Genomic DNA, 469 nt, shown 5'->3' on the forward strand with positions numbered 1-469 from the left:
GTGTCACCACCCAGCTCATCCCAGTACTGGCTCAGCGACTTCCTGAACGCATCGGGAAACGTGAATCCATGTTCGGTATGGATCGTTCCCCACGGAGTCTTTTCCACGCCAAGGGGCACAATGCGATCACGCATGTACACGAGGTTCGGATCGCCACCGCCGTACTGGTGCGCAACCCAATCGTAGTAGTCGTGGATACTGCTCTTAATCTTCATCTAGCCTCCTTAGCAAAAAGGCGCGGACCCTAAGATCAGCGCCGTCGTGTTACACGTCTGCATTCTCCATCACGTAGTCCTTGAACTCGCGCGGCGTGGCGCACGGACAGGTCTCTTTGTTGTAGAACTCTTCACCGAAGGTGGTGCTGAATTCGTCTTCGAGTCCCATCACAAAATCCGATAGGTCCAACTCGTCTAAGCGCTCCAGCAACTTGGTGCCCGGCGCTACGTGATCGTCACCGAGAATGTGGCGC

The 469-nt window shown here is 55.4% G+C and carries 2 protein-coding genes; both read right to left on the minus strand.

Annotated elements, in window-relative coordinates:
• Window positions 1-215 (minus strand): hypothetical protein (locus AC1RPG_RS08155; RefSeq protein WP_481762491.1); only part of this gene is annotated, 215 nt, incomplete at its 3' end.
• A 49-nt stretch (window positions 216-264) separates the two neighbouring features.
• Window positions 265-469 (minus strand): hypothetical protein (locus tag AC1RPG_RS08160; RefSeq protein ID WP_481762492.1); only part of this gene is annotated, 205 nt, incomplete at its 5' end.

The organism is Dellaglioa sp. CoH-57-MRSF-18 (genome assembly GCF_056781995.1).